Source organism: Spiractinospora alimapuensis, from assembly GCF_018437505.1.
GTDB classification, from domain to species: Bacteria; Actinomycetota; Actinomycetes; order Streptosporangiales; family Streptosporangiaceae; genus Spiractinospora; species Spiractinospora alimapuensis.
In genome coordinates this window covers 1983875-2002361 of sequence record NZ_CP072467.1, presented here as the reverse complement: position 1 = coordinate 2002361, position 18487 = coordinate 1983875, and the positions used below count along the sequence as shown (strand labels likewise).

The following is an 18487-nucleotide window of genomic DNA, read 5'->3' as shown; positions in this document are numbered from 1 at the left end:
GCTTCTCCGCGTCCAACGGGTGGGGGTGCGCTTCCACCTGTCATGGCCGGGTGAGCTACGCCCAGGCGGCGGCTGCCGATGGAGGATGGCGAGTGTGACACTTGAGGGTATGGCGCGTCTGTTGATCGTGCATCACACGACCTCGCCCGCGACCCAGGAGATGTTGGCGGAGGTGCGCTCCGGGGCGGGCAACGACGAGATCGAGAACGTGGAGGTGGTGTCCCGGGCGGCGCTCGCGGCCACGGCCGTTGACGTGTTCGGCGCCGATGCCGTGGTCCTGGGCACCCCCGCCAACATCGGGTACATGTCCGGCGCCCTCAAGCACTTCTTCGACACTGTGTACTACCCCTGTGGCGACGAGACCGCAGGCCTGCCCTACGCGCTGTACGTCCACGGCAACAACGACACCACGGGGGCGGTGCGTGCGGTCGAGTCGATCGCCACGGGAATGGGGTGGAGCCGCCTTCGCCCCCCGGTGGAAGTGGTGGGACCCCTCAGCGCCGGCGACCGGGAGAGCCTCTGGGAGCTCGGTGCGGTCACCGCCCTCGCCGCCGGCGGGATGGTGTAAGCCCGATGGGAGTGTCCGACCCCGCCAAGGCACGTGAAAGTGCGCCCCCGTCGGTTGGAAGTGGAGAAATGCCGATGGGGGGAAGAACGGACGGTCAGGTGAGGCTCGGGCTGCGGAGGAAGGAGTCGACGGCGCGGGCTCCGAAGCGGAGGGCGTCCACGGGGACTCTCTCGTCGACGCCGTGGGCGAGGGTTCCGTAGGGGAAACCGTCCGGCAGGCGCAGCGGGTTGAAGCCGAACCCCGCGATGTCGAGGACGCTGAAGTCCTTGGCGTCGGTTCCGCCGCTCAGGCAGACCGGTACGACGATACCGTCAGGGTCGTGCGCCTGGATCGCCGCGCGGATGGCCGCCAGCTCGGGGGCGTCGATCGGTGCCTCGATGGCCGGGGAGTCGCTCGCGTACTCCCAGTCCACCCCGGGTCCGGTGAGTTCGTCGATCCGTTCCTCGAAGGCCTGCCTGCCACCGGGCACGACTCGACCGTCGATTCCGGCGGTGGCGAGCTCCGGGATCACGTTGAGCTTGTACCCGGCGTCCAGCATCGTGGGGTTGCTGCTGTTGCGCAGTACCGGACGCAGCATCCGCTCCGCCGGCCCGATCTCGTTGAGGACCCGCTCCGCCTCGGCCTCGCTGAGGGATCCGTCGGCGGCGAAGCCCGGATCGACACCCAGCGCGGCACAGATCTCGGTCAGTGACGCGCGGGCGGCCGGGGTCAGCGCGAGGGGCCAGCGATGTTCGCTGATCCGCGCGACGGCGCGGGCCACCATCGACACGGCGTTCTCGGGGTTGGGGCGTGAGCCGTGGCCCGCGCGGCCCCGCGCGGTCAACCGCAGCCAGGCCGACCCTCGTTCCGCCACGCCTACCGGGTAGATCCGCACCGTGGTGCCGTCCGCGCGTCGGGCGTGCACCGTGTAGCCCCCGGACTCGCTGATGCCGGTCGCGCAGCCCTCGAACAGGTCCGCGTGCTCCTTCACCAGCCACCCGGCGCTACGTACCGGTGTCCTCCTCGTCGGCGGTGAAGGCCAGGACGACGTCGCGGCTGGGTCGGGTACCGGTGCGAGCCCACATCCGCGCCAGGGCGGTGATCTTGGCGTTGCCGTCCTTCATGTCGATCGCGCCTCGGCCCCAGACCACACCGTCGCGGACCTCGCCGGAGAACGGGTGCACCGACCAGTCGGTGGGGTCGGCGGGGACCACGTCCAAGTGGCCGTGGACCAGGATGGCGGGCAGATCGGAACGTTCACCGGGGATGCGCGCCACCACGTTCGCCCGGTGGGGCGCGGACTCCAACACGGTGGGCTCGATGCCCACGTCCGAGAGCTGTTCGGCGACGTACTCGGCGGCGGGCCTCTCCGCCCCCTGGCCACCCCCGGAGTTGGTCGTGTCGATCTGGATGAGTTCGGAGGTCAGCCGCACGACCTCCTCGTCCAGCAGGTCCCAGGCCGCAGCCATGGACATCGGCTCGCGCGTCTCAGCCATAGGTCTGTTCCACCGCTCCCGAGATCAGGGTTGTCACCGCTTTGAATCCGCGAATCATGTCGTAGGCCGTGTCGGAGGTGTATCGGACGGTGCGCGCGTCGACGCGTTCGACTCCGGGGACCATGGTCGCCGCGCCCGCGAGATGTGCCGCGTCGACCTCGACGACCACAGTGAGAGGGCCCGCGGCGACCGGTTCGTGCCGCTGGGCGAGCTGGGCGGCGGCCACGGCCTCGGCGTGGATGTCGCGGGCGGTCTGGGCCGGTGGTCGGCACCGTGCGGTGTAGCGGGAAACGTGGTCCTTGACGGCGGCGCGCCGGGCGTGGGGCGCGTAGCGGTCCGCGTCGGCGCAGGCCAAGTCGTCACCGGTGACGAGGATGACGGGGGTTCCGAATTCCGCGGCGACCGACGCGTTGAGCCGCCCCTCGCTCGCGGGCTGACCGTTCAGCCACACTCCGGTGATCGAGTTCGGCAAGTAGGTGTGGGCGAGGACCCCCTCCTCACCGGCGCCGCAGTGGTAGCCGAGGAACACCACCCCGTCCCAGTCGCCGCTCTGGAGCCCCTCCACCATGGTCAGATCCTTGTGCCGACCCGTGATCATGCTGGCGCGTTCGTCCAACCGCTCCAACAGGAGGTTCCGCATCGTCGCGTGCGCCTCGTTCACCACGACGTCCGTCGCGCCGCCCTCGAACAGGCCGGCGATGGCCGCGTTGACGTCGCTGGTGAACATGGGCCGGCATCGTTCCCAGCGGGGGTTGCCAGGCTCGCAGTCGGCCGACCAGGTGACGCCGGTGGCGCCCTCCATGTCGGCGGAGATGAGGATCTTCACCCGGCGCATCCTACGGCGAGCCGACCGTAGATCGCCAGGGACAGGGGTGGGCTCGTGCGTTCGAGGTCCGGCGCTCGTCTCCCCGTTCCGCTACCGCCAAGTCCGCAGGGGGCGTGGCTCATGGGTCAGCTCACTGGTCCTGGGGGGCGCCAGCGTCCCCTACGTGGGACAGTTCGAGTGAATGGATCTCCCACTCGCCCTGACTGGTGGGGGACGACAGTGGCGATGAACTCGTGCTCTTCTTCCTCACCGTCGTTTTCTCCGCCGGATTCCCCGGATTCGCCCTGGACCAGGATCATGATCTGCCCGTCGGTGATCGCGTGAATCCCCGTCACCTCGGCGGTGCTGCTGCGGCTGACTCCCTCGGCGGCCACACTCTCCCGGGCGGAGATCGTGCCGGCGCCGGGCTCCAGTTGCTCGCGGTAGATGTCCGTCGTCATCTCCGACAACCGCTCGTGGAGGCCGGTGACGACGTTGGCGCGCGGGGAGAGTTCAGGCATCGGACACGTCCGGCCGGTGGGACGGGTGGGGACGGTGGGTCAACTCGATCCGCCAGCCCTCTCCGGTGCCTCAGCCGTGTCCGGCGGATCCCCGGCGTCAGAACCGGAGTGCTCGAATCCGTCGCCGGAGTCGTCGGACCCCAGGGTCCAGACCGCGATGGGGGTGGAGTTCTCGGTGTCGTCTCCGGCGGCGATCACTTCGTCCGGGTGGAGGAAGACGACGGCGTTGAGACTGTCCTGCCAGGCGCGGAGACGGAGGAGGTGTTCCCCCGCCACGCTCCAGAGGTGGAGGTCGCCGCTGTCGTGCGCGGAGGCGAGTCGGGTCCCGTCCGGCGAGAAGCCGAGCGCGTTGACTCCGTCGTCGCCGGCGGCGTGGCCGCCGTCCGGTGGCGGGGACGGGAGCACGATGGGAGGGCCGCTGGGGTCCGCGATGGTGTGGATGGCGATGGTGCCGCTCCGGGCGTCGCCCACGGCGACGCGGGAGCCGTCGGGGGACCAGGCGCTGGTGGAGCGGGTCACTCCCTCGGTGGTGAGCAGCGGCGCACGCGTCTTGCCCGTGGCGGCGTCGACCAGGGTCGTGTCGCGGCCACCGACGGTCAGCGTCGCGGAGTCCGGGGAGAACTGGAGGTCGAACGCGATGTTCTCCACGGGGCGGGTTTCGGTCCACACGTCGGAGCCGCTCGCCACGTCGACGCAGCGCAGGGTGCCCTCGTAGTCACTGGTGGCGACCAGGCGCCCGTCGGGGGAGACGGCGAGGGCCGCGTCGCCACCGGCGCAAAGGTCGCTGAGTGCGAGGCTGGTCAGGTCGACGCGGTAGGTGCGGGCGGCTCGGGGCGTCTCCGCCAGGGAGCAGCCGACGACGGCGACGGAACCGTCGCTGGACATGGCCGCGCGCCACAGGTGCCGTCGCTCCTCACGTGCCACGCGTGGGGGGTTTCCGGAGTTGAGGTCCCAGGAGAAGAGGTCGCCGCCCGGGCCGCAGGCCAGAAGCGCGTCGCCGTCGCGACCGTGGGCGAGGGCGGCGATGTGCGGGGTGGGTGGGCAGTCGAGCGCGAGGGGGTCCCCGAGGGGCGGAGGGCCCTCCCACACACCGTCGGGGAAGTACCGGTCGATGGCGCCCCGCGGATTGAGGTGCCGGACCGCGTCCGCCTCCTCGTCCCCGGCCACCTCCGGACACAGCACCGCGAGGATGGTGCGCTCCCGTTCCTCACCCGCGCCGAAGCAGCCTTCGGCGTCGAGGATCTCCAGAGCCTGGACGCAGGCCTCGTACCGGGTGGCCGCCTCCGCCTCGGCCACCGCGGCGTCGAGCCCCTCGGCGAACGGGTCCGGGAGCCGGTCGGACAGGGTGTCCTGGAGGGCGGTCATCTCCTCGGCCGCCGACTCCTCGGCGGCGTCGAACCCCGGCCAGTCGGGCGGGTTCCAGCGGAGGAACTCCTCCTGCTCGGCGGAGTGCTCGGTGCCGGCGATCGTGGCCCGGTGGTCGCGTTCGGTGGTGCACACCGGCTGGATCGAGGTGAACAGGCCGCTGGACGCGTAGAAGGCGTGGCAGTAGAACAGCTCGTCCGGGTCGGCGTCGCGTGCGTGGGTGAACGCGGCCCGGGCCGCCGACACGAGGCGTTGAACCAGCAACTCGTCCGACATGGGAGGGGGCCTTTCCGTTGTGGCCGGTCAGGAACGGCGCGCTCGACGGGGGCTGGGGCGTGCGGCCGGGGCGTGTTGTGCGCTCCGCGTGGGGGTCAGGAGGGGCGCGGACCGCTTCGTGGGTCGAGGGGCAGTGGTCGTGGGCGCCGAGTCCCACCCCACACTCGAGGGCCAGCTACCGGTCCCATTCTTGACCTGGGTCGGACGGTGGCGAATGCGGACCCCACGTACGAGCTCGCCGCCCCCGGCTCCCGGGGCGGAGAGGGGGTGATGACGCCGCACGGATTGGCGGGGACCGGGGGTCGCATCGCACGAATGGTACCAAGCGGGCACCGGCTCGAAAGGGCGCTGTCGCGGGGCGGCCGAGCGGTGGCCATGACGGTGGGTCTCAGTCGAGCGCGACCAGGGTGTGGGGCAGGATCGCCTCGGCGGGTGCGCCGAAGTTGGCGGCGATCGCGGAGGTGTCCGGGTCGCCGAAGTCGTCGTCCTCGGCAAGGGGAAGGTTCGCGAACACGCTGACGTCGATCACGGCGTTGTCGTCCTGGGTTCGCGCCACGCTGGAGAGGACGCCGCTCTCCTGGCGCCACTCCCCAGTCGCGGAATCAGAACCGTCGTCCCAGAGCAGGAAGTGTTTGGCCCGCTCACCCACGCCGTCGACGCCACGCCAGTCCGACACCTCCTGCCAATCGGCCAGCAGCTCCTCGGACTCGCTGTCGCCGCCGTAGCGGCCGTCGAGGATGGTGGACCGATCCACACCGAAAAGCAGGGGTTGATGGCGCACCGAGTAGGTGACCTCGACGCTCCATTCGGTGCCGGCGCCGCTGGCGTCAGGGATGGTGAAGTGGCAGGTCAAGGGCGCGTTCTCGTCGTCGGTCCACTCAGGGGAGATCGGGCCCGCCCGGAGGCCGGCCGGGAGGGCGGCGGCGAGACGCTCACATGCGTCGTCGGCCAGGTCGTGGCCTCCCCACTGGTCGAAGATCCTGCGCTGGTACTCAGGGGAGGTGAAGTGCCAGTAGAGCAGGCCCCCGAACGTGAGGAGACCGAGGGCCGCCGCCAGGACCAGGGTCAGGCAGGTGACCCCAACGGTGCGCCCCGTGGAAGACTTGGGCCGGCCCGCCGCTCCGCCCCTAGGCGGTGGAGCGGCTCCTCCGGCCGGGCCCGGGGTGGTCGGCGCCCACTGGGGGACGCGGCGCGGGTCGGGTGTTCCGTGAGGGAGCTCTGCCATGGCGGACTCCTGCGCGGTCGGATCGGGTGACGAGCCGGGCACTACCAGGTGGTCAGTGATCAGGAGGTCACGATCGCGGGGATGTGGGTCGATCCTCGCAGCGTCCGGGGCCGAGGACAACGGAAGCCCGCTCGTTCGTCGCGGCTCGCCCTCGAGTGGACAGTGCTTCGAGCGGTCCCGGTGGCCGAGAGCGGTTCGTCACCGGGACACCCGTTCCTGGTTTTCGGTCGACGCCTCGGCCCCGGTGGCCGCACCGTATCGGCGTTCGGCTCGGCGGGGTCCGACCAACAGGGAGTGCCCGGTGGTCGACCAGGGATTCGCACCCGACCCACGCGCGGGATTCGACCGGGTCGGCGGTACCGGTTTCGAAGGCACCAACAGGGAGACAGGACGTGGGTCCGGGGCGTGCGTCAGGGGTACGAGGAGGGACAAGGCCCCCACGGCTCGCGGCTCCGGGGCCCCAGCGGAGGAAGCGGACGTCCTGCGGATCTCGGGTGCCTTTCCATCGGTCCTCGCCCGAGTGATTCTCGACGACGACGGGCCCAGGGGCTCCGGCCGGAAGTGGTCACGGCCTGCCACTCCACGGCAGTGTGGACGCGACGAGGATAACGCGAGAAAGGAGACCTGGGATGAGCGGAGAGCCGGTGTCGAGCGGGCGGTTGCGACCCACGTGGTTGACGGCCGTCCTGTGGGCCGTCCAGATACTCCTCGCCGCGTTCTTTCTCGTCGTGCAGGGGATCCCCAAGCTGATGGGGAGCGCCGACGCGGTGCGGCTCTTCGCCGACATCGGGCTCGGCCAGTGGCTTCGCTACGTCACGGGTGTGTTGGAGGTCGCCGGAGCGGTGGGGCTGCTGATCCCGCGCCTGGCGGGCCTCGCGGCCCTCGGTCTGCTCGGGGTAATGGTGGGCGCGACCGTCGCCAACCTCTTCCTCGCCGCGGGCTACGAGGCGTTCGCGGTCCAGACCGTCGCCCTCGGTGTCATATTCGCGCTCATAGCCTGGGCGCGCCGCTCCGAGATCGGCGCCCTCGTCGGGCGTTGAGCCTTCGCGTGTGCCTGGCCTCCCCCGGCGGTGGGTCCGAACACGGATCTCGCCCCCGTCACGGTGAGCGCCCGGACGGTCCCTAGAATCGGAGGCGTGTGGTCCGTTGTCCCCCGACCGCGGACCGCGGCGGACCGTCCCCCACCGCCCCGTGACCCCCTCGACACGCCTCGACGAAAGGTGCCCGGGCCGATGCGCCGGAACCCGACCCCTCGATTGGTCCTCGCCGCGACGTTCGCCACCACACTTGGGCTGGGGATCACCGTCGCCGCCGCACCCTCCGCGGCGGCGGATTCCTTCGGATCGGCGGAGGGGACCCTGGTCCCACTGATCGGGGAGGCGGAGGTCGCGACCACCGTCGACGGGTTCTCGGGCGCGGACGGCCTCGACGTCGCTGACGACGGCACGGTCTACGTCGCCGACACCGAATCCGGGCTGGTCTTCTCGATGAGCCCCGGCGGCAGTGCGGACGTCGTCGCGGGACAGCTCGGACAGGCGGGCGACAGAGGGGACGACGGTCCCGCCGTCGACGCCTCGCTGGAGAGCCCGAGCGCTGTCGCGGTGGCCGGCAACGGCACCGTGTATGTCGGCGATGGGAGCGACATGAGTGTGCGCGCCATCGACACCGACGGCACCATCCGTACCGCCTACACCTCCGATGCCGACCCGGTCGGGTCGCGCCATCTCGTCCTCGGCGCCGACGACGATGGGGTATACGTCGGTGCCCCGGACGGCGAAGTGGTGTACCTCGACGAGGAGGATGAGTCCGAGACGGTCCTCGAGCCGGAGGACTTCCCCGACGGCGAACTGGCGCGAGGGTTCGACCTCGCAGAGGACGGCGCCCTCTACATGGCCACCGGATCGAGTGTGTATGAGGTACAGGACGGAGTCCTGGAGCCCGTCTTGAGCACCAGCGCCACACCCCTCGACACCGGCGACGCCGTCGACGTCGCGGTGGGCGACGACGTCATCTTCGTCGCGGGCGAGCAGGGCCTGCTCGTGGACGACGGCGACGCCGTCCGGGTACACACGCCCCTGCCGACCCGTGACGTGGTCCTCCACGGGGACGACCTCTACCTGACCGACCGGGCGCCCTCCCGTGAATCCGCGACGGTGTGGCGGATCCCCGCGTCGGCGCAGGCGGGGGCGTCGGTCGTGCCCCGCGTTAACGCCCCGGTGCTCGCGAACTGGCGCCGCGACGAAGAGAGCCAGGGCACGACGACCGGGCGGGTGCGGCGCGATGAGGGAACCCTGAGCGGGGGCCCGGTCACCATCTCGTCCTTCTCCGAAACAGCGAAGGACCTCGCGGCCGGCCCCGACGAGTCCCTCGTCGTCGCCACCCGGGACGAGTTCCTGGTGGGCGACGTGACGGCGGAGTCCCGCCAGGCGGAGGAGGAGTACCTCGCCGCCCCGGGCGCCCGAGTGGACGCGGTGGAGGCGGCGGACGACGGGTCGACCGTCTACCTGAGTGACGGCGGGCTGGTGCGCCAGTTCCTCGACGGTTCGACCACCTTCCTCACCGAGCGGGACGCGGGGATCGAGTCGTTCGCGGTCGGGCCGGACCGTCTCTACGCCGCCTCCCGCGACCTCATCTACACCGTGGACGACGGCGAACTCTACGAGTTCGCCGATCTCACGACCGTGGTCGACTGGGCGCCCGACATCGGGGCGCTCGCCGTGGACGCCGACGGCTCCGTGGTGGTACTGGACACCGACCGCAACACCCTCATCAGGCTCAGCGATGAGGGGGAGACGCTCTCCACCGTGTCCCTGTACGGGGCCGTGGACGGTGGTTTCTCCGCCACGGACATGGCGGTCGGGCCGGACGACGGAGACGAGATCTACGTCTCCGGGCAACTACGCCAGACCGAGAACGTCGCCCCGGGGGAGTTCAGCGGCGGGATCCTGCGCGTCACCAACGACGAGGGCAGCGCCCGTGTCGGCGTCATCGCCGGCGCCAGTCAGGACATCCGCACCGGTTCCGTCCCCGCCCCCGCTCTCAGAACGGCGCTGGACGCCCCTCACGGCCTGACCGTCGATGGAGCGGGTGACCTGCACTTCATCGACGATGGGGAGCTGTATCTGCTCGAAGACGCCGCGGCGGCCCCAGCCGAGGGCGAGTCGGCGCGTCAGGCGACGACGTGGGTTTCCGTGCTGAGCGTCGTCGCCGTCGTCGTCGCGGTGGGAGTCCTGCGCTATGTGCGCCGAGGTCTGCGTCAGCGCGCCACCAACGCCTAGTCACGAGAGGCGGGGTCCCTCCCGCCGTCGTACCGACGTGGTGGCACCAGGTTGTGGGCTTGGTTCCGTCCAGCGTTGGTGGGGCTCACTCCTGCGGTCTGGTCTCGGCGGTCAGGGACTCCTCCATCTCCTCGCGCAGGGAGGCCGGGTCGACCGAGATACTGCGGAGGAGACGTTGGGTGGAAGGGTCCTCGGAACGGAGGAGCCCAAGGAGGATGTGGCCGTCGGAGATATCGCGTTGTTGGAGTCGGATCGCCTCGCGGAGCGCGAGTTCCAGGGCCTTCTTGCTCTGTTTGGCGAACGGTATGTGGCGCGGGCGGGAGCCGCCGGGGCGGTCGAGTGACCCTTCGCCGAAGGCGGCCTCGGTGGTGGAGCGGACCTGGTCCAGGTTGATACCGATGCTTTGCAACGCCTTGGGGTCCAGGCCTGAGGCGTGGGCCCGGACGGCGGACTCCGCGCAGCCCTGGTTGTGCAGTGTCCGGGCGGCGGGGCCGCCACCGGCCAGGAGGCCCAGCAGGAGGTGTTCGGGTCGGATCGTCTTGGCGTTGAGCCCGTTGGCCTCCTCCTGGGCGTCGATGACCACGGAGCGCGCGACGCGGGTGAAACGTTCGAACATTGGAGGTCTTCCCCTCACTCTTGACGGCGGCGGGCGTGCTTCTTGTGCACCGCTTGGCGACTGACATCCAGGTGGTCGGCGATTTCCTGCCAGGACCACCCCTGCGACCGTGCGTTGTCCACCTGCAGGAGCTCCAGGCGTTCCACCAGGGCCCGCAGGGAGCGCACGGCGCGGAGGCCGACGGACGGGTCCCGGCTCGACGCGTCGACCGCGATCTGCTGGTCTGTGCTCATAGTGTCAATGTAGGTTGACGCGCCGTCCGTGTCAACCAGAGTTGACGGTCGGCCGGGACGGCCGGCCGAGATGGTCGGTCGGGGTAGTTGGTCAGGGGGTGGCGTGGGGTATCACACGCGAGGCCGTTCGAGTGAAGTGTGTCTCACCAGCGAGTATCACGGAGAGTGGTGATTGGCCGGTTTTCGGACTTCCGAGGGGTTCTGGGGTTTAACCTGCATGTTTGCGTGCGGTGTCGTGTATTTTGCGTGATGTCGTCTATACACTGATTTGACACGGAGTAAACACGCTCGTAACTTCAAGCGGTGATCAAGATCATTTCTGGTCTCGACTCACCCGCTCAGATCGAGCTCGTTGCGGTATTCACTGCCTCGTCACCGACGTCGCCACACCACGTGGCGCCCCCGATGACGTCGCGGCCACTCATGGCACTCAGGCACTAGGAACGGCGCCCCATGAAGAAGATCATCAACGACCCCGCGGACTTCGTTGACGAGGTGGTGGAGGGAATCCTCCTCGCCCACAGCGATGAGCTGCGCCCGGCCTCGGCCGACTGTCGTGCCCTCGTACGGGCGGACGCGGGCACCGCGGGCCGGGTCGGCATCGTCACCGGCGGCGGATCGGGCCACCTCCCCTTCTTCCTCGGCTACGTGGGCCGTGGCCTCGCCTCCGGCGTGGCCGTGGGCAACGTCTTTTCCTCCCCGTCGGCCGAGCAGATCCACGCCGCGACCCTGGCCAGCGACGATGGCGCCGGAGTTCTGTACCTGTACGGCAACTACGGCGGTGACGTGTACAACTTCGACATCGCCGGAGACCTCGCCCTGGCCGATGGCGTGCGCACCACGACGGTCATCGGCACCGACGACATCCTGTCCGCGCCCGAGGAGTCCATGGACACCCGGCGCGGCGTGGCCGGGCTCATCTTCGCCTACAAGACCGCCGGCGCCGCCGCGGAACGTGGCGACGACCTCGACTCCGTCACCGAGATCGCGCGGCGCACCGTGGCACGCAGCCGCACCATGGGAGTGGGCCTCTCGCCGACCTTCCTCCCCGCCGCCGGCAAGCCCACCTTCACCCTCGCCGACGGCGAGATGGAGGTCGGGATCGGGATCCATGGTGAACCAGGCAACCACCGCGGGCCCCTGGAGCCCGCCGACTCCATCGCGGACCGGTTCCTCACCGAACTCCTCGAGGAACTCGACCTGACCGAGGGCAGCCGCGTCGCCGTCCTCGTCAACGGTCTGGGCGCCACACCGCTGGAGGAGCTCTACCTCCTGTACCGGCGCACCCACCAGGTACTCGCCGAGCGCGGCGTCACCGTCCACCGCAAGTACGTCGGGGAGTACGCCACCAGCCTGGAGATGGCCGGGGCGTCGCTGTCCATCCTCAATCTCGACGACGAACTCACCGAACTCATCGACGCCCCCGCGCGGTCCCCGTTCTTCACCCAGATCGTGACCGAACCCGCTCCCGAGGCCGGGGCGAAGCGCACGGTGGGCGCGGTGGCAACCGGCGCGGCGGCCGACACCCCCACCGAGGTACGTACCGTCGCCGACCCTGGTCCGCTCCGTTCCGCGGTCCTGGCGGTCGTGGACCGGCTGCCCCACCACGCGGAGGAACTCCGGGAATCCGACGCCGCGCTGGGTGACGGGGACCTGGGCATCACCATCAGTTCCGGCGCCGAGGCCGTGCGGGACGCGGTGTCGGCGCTCCCGGAGACCGCTCACCCCAGCGAGATCCTCCGTGCCGCCGGCGCCGCGTTCGCCAGCGCCAACCCCTCCACATACGCGGCCCTCGTCGGAGGTGGGCTCATCACGGCGTCGCGGTCGGTCACCGACGCGACGCGGTTCACCTCACGCGAGCTCGCCACCGCCGCCCGCGCCCTGCTCGACCACATCATGGCGCGCGGGGGCGCGGCGGTCGGGGACAAGACCGTCGTCGACGTGATCGCACCGGTGGTGGACGTCCTGGAGTCCCAGGTCGACCAGCCGGCCGGCGCGGTCGCCGACGCGGCGCTCACCGCGGCCCGTGCCGCGGTGGACGAGGGCACCAGCCGGACCTCCAAGCGAGGCCGTGCCAGCTGGGTCGGGGAGCGCAGTGTCGGACGCCCGGACCCGGGCTCCGTCGCGTTCCTCAGGTTCGTCGAGGACGTCGCCCAGGATCTGTGATCCACGGGCGGCGGCACGGCCAGCGCACAGCCACCACTGGCTCCGGCACGGCCACCGTCACGGGACCACTCTGCAGTACCGGAGGCACCATCAGGTGCCGCGTATCTCAGGGGAGAGCAATGAGAAAGACCTCGTTCAAGGGCCGCATCACCGCCATCGCGGCGGCGGCCGTTGCTGTTCCGATGGCCCTCACCGCATGCGGAAGCCTGGATGAGGAGGGTGGTGAGGGTGCCCCCGCCGCCGACGGCGACGGCCCCACCATGGTGACGGTGCCCAAGCTGACGGGCATCTCCTGGTTCACCCGCCTCGGCGAGGGCACCGACCGCTACGCCGAGGACACCGGCGAGAACGCCTACATGCAGGGGTCCGGGCAGGCCGACGCCAACGCCCAGGTCCGCGTCATCGACGACCTCCTCGCCCAGAACGTGGAAGCGCTGAACGTGGTGCCCTTCCAGCCTGACGCGGTGGAGCAGGTCCTCGGTGAGGCCATGGACGACGACGTCGTGGTCATCACCCACGAGGCGCCCGAGATCGAGAACGCCGACTACGACCTCGAAGCGTTCCGCAACGCCGACTACGGCCAGAACCTGATGGAGCAGCTCGCCACCCGCATGGACGGTGAGGGCGAGTACGCGCTCATGGTGGGCTCGCTCAGCTCCGCCACCCACATGGACTGGGTGAACGCGGCGATCGAGTACCAGGAGGAGAACTACCCCGAGATGGAGCACGTCGGGGACATCGTCGAGACCTCCGACGACTCTCAGCAGGCCTACGAGCGCATGCAGGAACTGCTCTCCGCCTACCCCGACCTCAAGGGCGTCCAGGGTTCGGCCTCCACCGACGTGGTGGGCGCGGGTCAGGCCGTCGAGGAGGCCGGGCTGCAGGACGACATCACCGTCGTGGGCACCAGCACCGCCGAGGACGCCCGCGCGGGCATCGAGTCCGGCGCCATCGACCTGATCACCTTCTGGGACCCGGCCGACGCCGCGTACGCGATGAACGTCCTGTCCAAGGCCATCCTCGACGGTGAGGAGATCACCGACGGTATGGACCTGGGCGTCGACGGCTACGAGAACATCACGATCGACGGCAAGGTGATCTACGGCGACGAGGCGTGGATCAACGTGACCGAAGAGAACGTCGACGAGTATGACTTCTAACGTCCCTCCGGCCGTGACCGTTCGTGGGGTCACCAAGACCTACGGCAAGGTCACGGCCCTCCGGGACGTTGACCTGACGCTCCGCAAGGGCACCGTCCACGGACTCGTGGGTGAGAACGGGTCGGGCAAGTCCACCCTGACGAAGATCATCGCCGGGGTGGTCGAGCCGGACAGCGGCACCATCGCGGTCGACGGGGAACCGATCGACCGCGTGGGGCCGCGCGAGAGCATCGCACGCGGTGTGCGCGTGATCTTCCAGGACCTCGCGCTCTTCCCCAACATGACCGTCGCCGAGAACCTGACGTTCTCGGGTGACGTCCCGCTGCTGCGGGGCCTCAGCCGACGGGCCATGAAGGCGAAGGCGCGGGAGGCCCTACGGGCCCTGGAGCTGGACATCGACCTCAACGCCCGGCTGGGGGACCTCTCCACCGCCGAACGCCAGCTCGTCGAGATCGCGCGCACAGTGTCCTCGGACGGCCGGATCATCCTCATGGACGAGCCGACCGCCGCGCTGACACACGACGAGATCGAGCAGCTTCTGTCGGCGATCCGTTCGCTGAGCCAGCAGGGGCTGTCGTTCGTCTTCATCTCGCACAAGCTGCGGGAGATCGTCGACGTGGCCGACGACGTGACCGTGATCCGCGACGGGGACATCGTCTCCTCGGGCCCGTCCCAGGAGTACGACCAGGAACGCATCACGGAACTGATGACGGGCGGCGTGGTCGAGAACGACCGCCGCACCAACGTCGCCAGCCGCACCGCCACACCGGTGATGGAGCTGCGGGACCTCAGCCTCAGCTCCAGCTTCCACAACGTGGACCTGGCACTGCACAAGGGCCGGGTCCTGGGACTCGCCGGTGTCGTCGGGTCCGGCCGCACGGAGATCGGCCTCGCCATGGCCGGTCTCGTCGACCACGAGAAGGGCGACGTCCTCTTCCACGGCAAGCCCGCCACCGACCTGCGGACCAACCCGCGGCTGCAGTACGTGCCCGACGACCGTCTCACCGAGGGCCTGTTCCTCGACTGGTCGATCGCCGACAACACGGTCATCAACCACCTGGACGCCGCGGTGGACTCCCGCCGCATGCTCTCCAACGCCAAGATCCGGGAGATCGCGACCTACTGGCGCGACGACCTCAAGATCAAGGCGCCCACGGTCGAGCAGCCCGTGTCCTCGCTGTCCGGTGGGAACCAACAGCGTGTCCTGCTGGCCAGGGCACTGGCGCCGGGACCGGAGGTCGTGATCCTCAACAACCCGACCGTCGGCGTCGACATCGGTTCGCGCGCCTACATCCACAACCTGATCCGGCAGGTCGCCGACGACGGCACCGCCCTGCTCGTGATCTCCGACGAGCCCGCTGAGCTGCTGAGCGTATGCGACGACATCCTGTTCGTCCATGAGGGACGAGTCGTGGCCGCACACCCGGCGGACGAACTCACGGAGGATCAGTACCTGGAGATCGTCAGCAAAGGAGGCGAGCAGTGATCCGGCGCGTGTTCGCCACCCGTGAGGCGATGCTCGCGGCGGTCATCATCGGCCTCGCCGCGGTCTTCGCGCTCATCTCGCCGCAGTTCCTGTCACTGGCCCACCTCTTCGGGATCGCCCGTGGCTCGGTGGTCATCGGAATCATGGCGTTGGGCCTGCTCGTCGTCCTCATCAGCGCGGGGATCGACGTCTCGGTGTCGGCCACGGCGGTGGCCTCGATGTACATCGCCACGGTCGCCCTCACCGAGCTCGACTTCCAAGGCAGCTTCATCGTCGCCGCGCTGCTGGCGAGCGCGATCGGCGCGTGTTTCGGCGCGGTCAACGCGACTCTCGTCAGTTGGCTCAAGCTCCCGTCGCTCATCGTCACCCTGGGGACGCTCACCCTGTTCCGCGGGGGACTGCTGGCCTTCGTCGGCACCGACCGGATCCGGGTCCTGCCGGCGCAGATGAGCGACTTCGCCGGGACCCAGCTCCTCACCCTCTCCTCCGGGGGACGGCAGGCGTCGCTGCACGTGGCGGTGCTGGTACTCGTGGTCCTCGCGCTCGTCATCGCCTGGGCGCTGCGCTACACCAACTGGGGGCGCAGCCTCTACGCCGCCGGTGACAACGAACAGGCCGCCATCCGTCTGGGCGTGCCGGTGCGGCGGGTGCGGTTCAGCGCCTACGTGCTCGCGGGCGCGTTGGCCGGTCTGGCCGGCATCATCAGCGCCTCGCTGAACCAGGCCGCGGACCCGTTCACGCTCGTCGGCATGGAACTCGACGTCCTCGCGGCCGTCGTGCTGGGCGGGGCGTCGGTGCTCGGCGGCCGTGGGACGGTCCTGGGCACCATGCTCGGCGTCATCCTGGTGACCATGGTTGGGGCGAGCCTGGTCCTCGTCGGGATCCCCTCGGCGTGGCAGCCGGCCTTCGTGGGCGGATTCCTGCTCCTCGGTGTTGGAATTCCCGCGCTGCGACAGCGCCGGGTGGATCGTGCGAGAGGAGTCGTGGCCTGATGCGGCAACGTCTTGGCGGCGGGCAGCACATCATCGCCCTCGTCGCGCTCATCGTCGGGTTGTTCATCGTGCTGAGCGTTCTGGCGCCCAACACCTATCCGACGTTCCGCAACATCGCCTCGATGGCGAACCAGATGGCGCCGATCGGCATCCTGGCGCTGTGTGTGGGACTCACGTTCCTGGTCGGCGGAATCGACCTGTCGATCGTGGCTGTCGCCAACGGCGCCGCGATCGGGCTCGCCCTGACCGTCACCGCGCTGGAGCCCAGTCTCGGGGCCGGCCCCGCGACCGTCGTCGGCCTGCTCGTCGCCGTCACGGTCGGCGCCATCGCCGGGACGGTCAACGGGTTGTTGGTCTCCTACCTCAAGGTGCACCCGATCCCGATCACCCTGGGCACGATGGGCATCTTCACGGGGATCGCCACCGGCATCACGGGCGGAAGCACCGTCTACGGGACCGGGACCCTGAACGCCCTGGGTCGTGGCACGGTGGCGGGGATCCCGATCTCCTTCCTCTTCTTCGCCGCGATCGTCGTCATCCTGAGCGTTGTCACGACCCGCACCCGGTTCGGCTTCCGCGTCTACTCGGTCGGCGCCTCGGAGAAGGTGGCCCGGTTCGCGCGGATGAACGTCGCCCGCGTCCAGGTGGGAACCTACGTCCTCAGTGGGATCCTGGCCTCACTGGCCGGGATCCTCATGTTCGGCGGCACCAACTCGGCGAACGTGTCCTTCGGGTCCTCGTTCCTGATCCAGGCGATCCTCGTCGCCGTGGTCACCGGGATCGACACCTTCGGAGGTCGGGGGCGCATCGCCCTGGTGGTGCTCTCGGTCGCGGCCATGCAGCAGATCCAGACCGGCATCAACATGGCCCTGGGCACGTGGGGCGGCGCCAACTTCGCAGCCGAGTTCGGCTGGGGCGTGCTGCTGATCGCGGTCCTCGGCATCAGCCAGCGAATGGGGGACGGCTCCCGTGCCCCGGGCTGGCGGTTCTGGCTGAAGGGGAAGGACCAACGGCCGGACGCCGCGCCGCCCGCGGCGACGGAACCCGAGCTGGCCGGCCCGGCCGGCGGGGCCGTCGACCCCGACGGTGACACGACCGGGGCGCTGCGGACCACTGACCAGGACCCGCGAACGTAGGACGACGAGGGTCCCTCGACGGCACCCCGCCACGGGCGGACCCTCGCTTCCTTCCGGGTAGGACACTCGACAGCACTCGCACTCGGCACTTTGAGCACAACCGCCGCGACAGGGCGGCGGCGACGAACGGGGACGATATGGCACGCGTGGCATTCCTGGGACTGGGCACCATGGGACAGGGCATGGTGGAGAACCTGCTCACCGCCGGGCACCAGGTCACGGTCCACAACCGCACCCCGGAGCGTGCCCGTCCGGCCGTCGCGGCCGGGGCCCGCGCCGCGGCCACGCCGGCCGAGGCGGTGGCCGACGCCGAGTACGTGCTCTACTGCTTCTCCGACGACGCGGCCGTGGAGGCCGTCGTGCTGTCGGAAGGGGGTCTGGCGGGGCTGGTGCCGTCCGGCGCACTCGTCATCGACCTCTCCACCGTCTCGCCCGAACTGGGGGAACGCCAGCACGCCGCCTACGGTGAGCGCGGCGCGCGCTTCCTCGACGCGCCCGTCTTCGGGTCGCGGGGAGAGGCGGCCGCGGGTGGTCTGTGGGTCGTCGTCGGCGGGGCCGCCGCCGACGTGGCCGCCGCCGCGCCCGTGCTGGATCCCATCGCCGACAGCGTCCACCACATGGGCGGGCCCGGAAGCGGGAACCGGATGAAACTGGTGGGCAACATGCTGGTCGCCGCCCAGCTCCAGTCGCTGGGCGACGCACTGACGCTGGCCAGACGCAACAACCTGGACCTTTCCGCCGTGCTCGACGTCCTCGACCGTACCGACTTCCGTACACCGCTCTACTCGGGGGTCGGGCGCAAGGTCCTGCGGGACGACTACCGCCCCGACTTCTCGCTACGGCTGCTGCTCAAGGACCTGGGACTCGTCAGTGACCTCGCGGCCTCGGCCGGCGTGGACCTTCCCGCCCTGGCGGTCGTCGAGGAGGCCGCGAGAGCCGGCGTCCAGGACGGTCTCGGGGAGGAGAACGCCTCCGCGTTGGTGAAGGTACTCGCGCGGCGGGCGGGCGTGAACCTGGCGGACCCGGCCCCCTGACATCCGCGCCTCCAGGCGGGCTCGACGCCCGCCACGAGGACACTGACCCCGGGGCGTCACGCCGCCCCACCTTGTGGGAGACCGTCGGGCGGCCACCCCGCCCGCCACCCCTCCGAACGACACCGTGAGGGGCGAGACTTGAAACGGAGAC

15 protein-coding genes and 1 pseudogene are annotated in these 18487 nt (G+C 70.2%); 9 read left to right on the top strand and 7 right to left on the bottom strand.

Annotated elements, in window-relative coordinates:
- Positions 1 to 109: 109 nt before the first annotated feature.
- Positions 110 to 568: a flavodoxin family protein gene (locus J4H86_RS09225; protein ID WP_236543959.1), complete on the top strand. Its 459-nt coding sequence runs from the start codon at positions 110 to 112 to the stop codon at positions 566 to 568.
- Positions 569 to 662: 94 nt separating this feature from the next.
- Here J4H86_RS09225 and J4H86_RS27610 read toward each other — a convergent pair.
- The 5 genes and pseudogenes from J4H86_RS27610 to J4H86_RS09200 form a co-directional block, all read right to left on the bottom strand.
- Positions 663 to 2043: pseudogene (locus tag J4H86_RS27610) on the bottom strand (M20/M25/M40 family metallo-hydrolase).
- Positions 2036 to 2869 (bottom strand): M55 family metallopeptidase, encoded by an 834-nt coding sequence (locus J4H86_RS09215; protein ID WP_236543092.1) that lies wholly within the window; start codon positions 2867 to 2869, stop codon positions 2036 to 2038. The pseudogene J4H86_RS27610 and the gene J4H86_RS09215 overlap by 8 nt, the downstream one beginning before the upstream one ends.
- Positions 2870 to 2994: 125 nt before the next feature.
- A complete protein-coding gene (locus J4H86_RS09210; protein WP_236543091.1) occupies positions 2995 to 3369 on the bottom strand; it encodes a hypothetical protein in 375 nt (124 codons plus the stop codon).
- 39 nt (positions 3370 to 3408) lie between these two features.
- Complete coding sequence (locus tag J4H86_RS09205) at positions 3409 to 5010, bottom strand: DUF4303 domain-containing protein (protein WP_236543090.1); 1602 nt, start codon at positions 5008 to 5010, stop codon at positions 3409 to 3411.
- Between the two features lie 388 nt (positions 5011 to 5398).
- Positions 5399 to 6235, bottom strand: coding sequence for a hypothetical protein (locus tag J4H86_RS09200; protein WP_236543089.1), 837 nt, complete (start codon positions 6233 to 6235; stop codon positions 5399 to 5401).
- A gap of 629 nt (positions 6236 to 6864) precedes the next feature.
- Here J4H86_RS09200 and J4H86_RS09195 point away from each other — a divergent pair.
- Both J4H86_RS09195 and J4H86_RS09190 read left to right on the top strand, forming a co-directional pair.
- Entirely contained in the window at positions 6865 to 7275 is a 411-nt protein-coding gene (locus tag J4H86_RS09195) for a DoxX family protein (protein WP_236543088.1), read from the top strand.
- Positions 7276 to 7467: 192 nt separating this feature from the next.
- Positions 7468 to 9513 carry an NHL repeat-containing protein gene (locus tag J4H86_RS09190; RefSeq protein ID WP_236543087.1) on the top strand — a complete coding sequence of 682 codons (2046 nt, stop codon included), beginning with the start codon at positions 7468 to 7470 and terminating at the stop codon, positions 9511 to 9513.
- Between the two features lie 85 nt (positions 9514 to 9598).
- On the opposite strand, the gene J4H86_RS09185 is transcribed toward J4H86_RS09190, so the two are convergent.
- Both J4H86_RS09185 and J4H86_RS09180 read right to left on the bottom strand, forming a co-directional pair.
- On the bottom strand, positions 9599 to 10129 hold the full coding sequence (locus tag J4H86_RS09185; RefSeq protein ID WP_236543086.1) for a Clp protease N-terminal domain-containing protein: 531 nt from the start codon (positions 10127 to 10129) through the stop codon (positions 9599 to 9601).
- 14 nt (positions 10130 to 10143) lie between these two features.
- Positions 10144 to 10362, bottom strand: coding sequence for a helix-turn-helix domain-containing protein (locus J4H86_RS09180; RefSeq protein WP_236543085.1), 219 nt, complete (start codon positions 10360 to 10362; stop codon positions 10144 to 10146).
- Positions 10363 to 10815: 453 nt separating this feature from the next.
- Between J4H86_RS09180 and J4H86_RS09175 the strand changes: the two genes are divergently transcribed.
- The 6 genes from J4H86_RS09175 (at position 10816) to J4H86_RS09150 (ending at position 18336) form a co-directional block, all read left to right on the top strand.
- Entirely contained in the window at positions 10816 to 12528 is a 1713-nt protein-coding gene (locus J4H86_RS09175; RefSeq protein WP_236543084.1) for a dihydroxyacetone kinase family protein, read from the top strand.
- A gap of 119 nt (positions 12529 to 12647) precedes the next feature.
- Positions 12648 to 13688: an autoinducer 2 ABC transporter substrate-binding protein gene (locus J4H86_RS09170; RefSeq protein ID WP_236543083.1), complete on the top strand. Its 1041-nt coding sequence runs from the start codon at positions 12648 to 12650 to the stop codon at positions 13686 to 13688.
- A complete protein-coding gene (locus J4H86_RS09165; protein ID WP_236543082.1) occupies positions 13678 to 15174 on the top strand; it encodes a sugar ABC transporter ATP-binding protein in 1497 nt (498 codons plus the stop codon). The genes J4H86_RS09170 and J4H86_RS09165 overlap by 11 nt, the downstream gene beginning before the upstream one ends.
- Positions 15171 to 16166, top strand: a complete 996-nt coding sequence (locus J4H86_RS09160; protein ID WP_236543081.1) for an ABC transporter permease — start codon at positions 15171 to 15173, stop codon at positions 16164 to 16166. Before J4H86_RS09165 ends, J4H86_RS09160 begins: the two co-directional genes overlap by 4 nt.
- Positions 16166 to 17302: an ABC transporter permease gene (locus J4H86_RS09155; RefSeq protein WP_236543080.1), complete on the top strand. Its 1137-nt coding sequence runs from the start codon at positions 16166 to 16168 to the stop codon at positions 17300 to 17302. The genes J4H86_RS09160 and J4H86_RS09155 overlap by 1 nt, the downstream gene beginning before the upstream one ends.
- A gap of 137 nt (positions 17303 to 17439) precedes the next feature.
- On the top strand, positions 17440 to 18336 hold the full coding sequence (locus J4H86_RS09150) for an NAD(P)-dependent oxidoreductase (protein WP_236543079.1): 897 nt from the start codon (positions 17440 to 17442) through the stop codon (positions 18334 to 18336).
- Positions 18337 to 18487 lie beyond the last annotated feature (151 nt).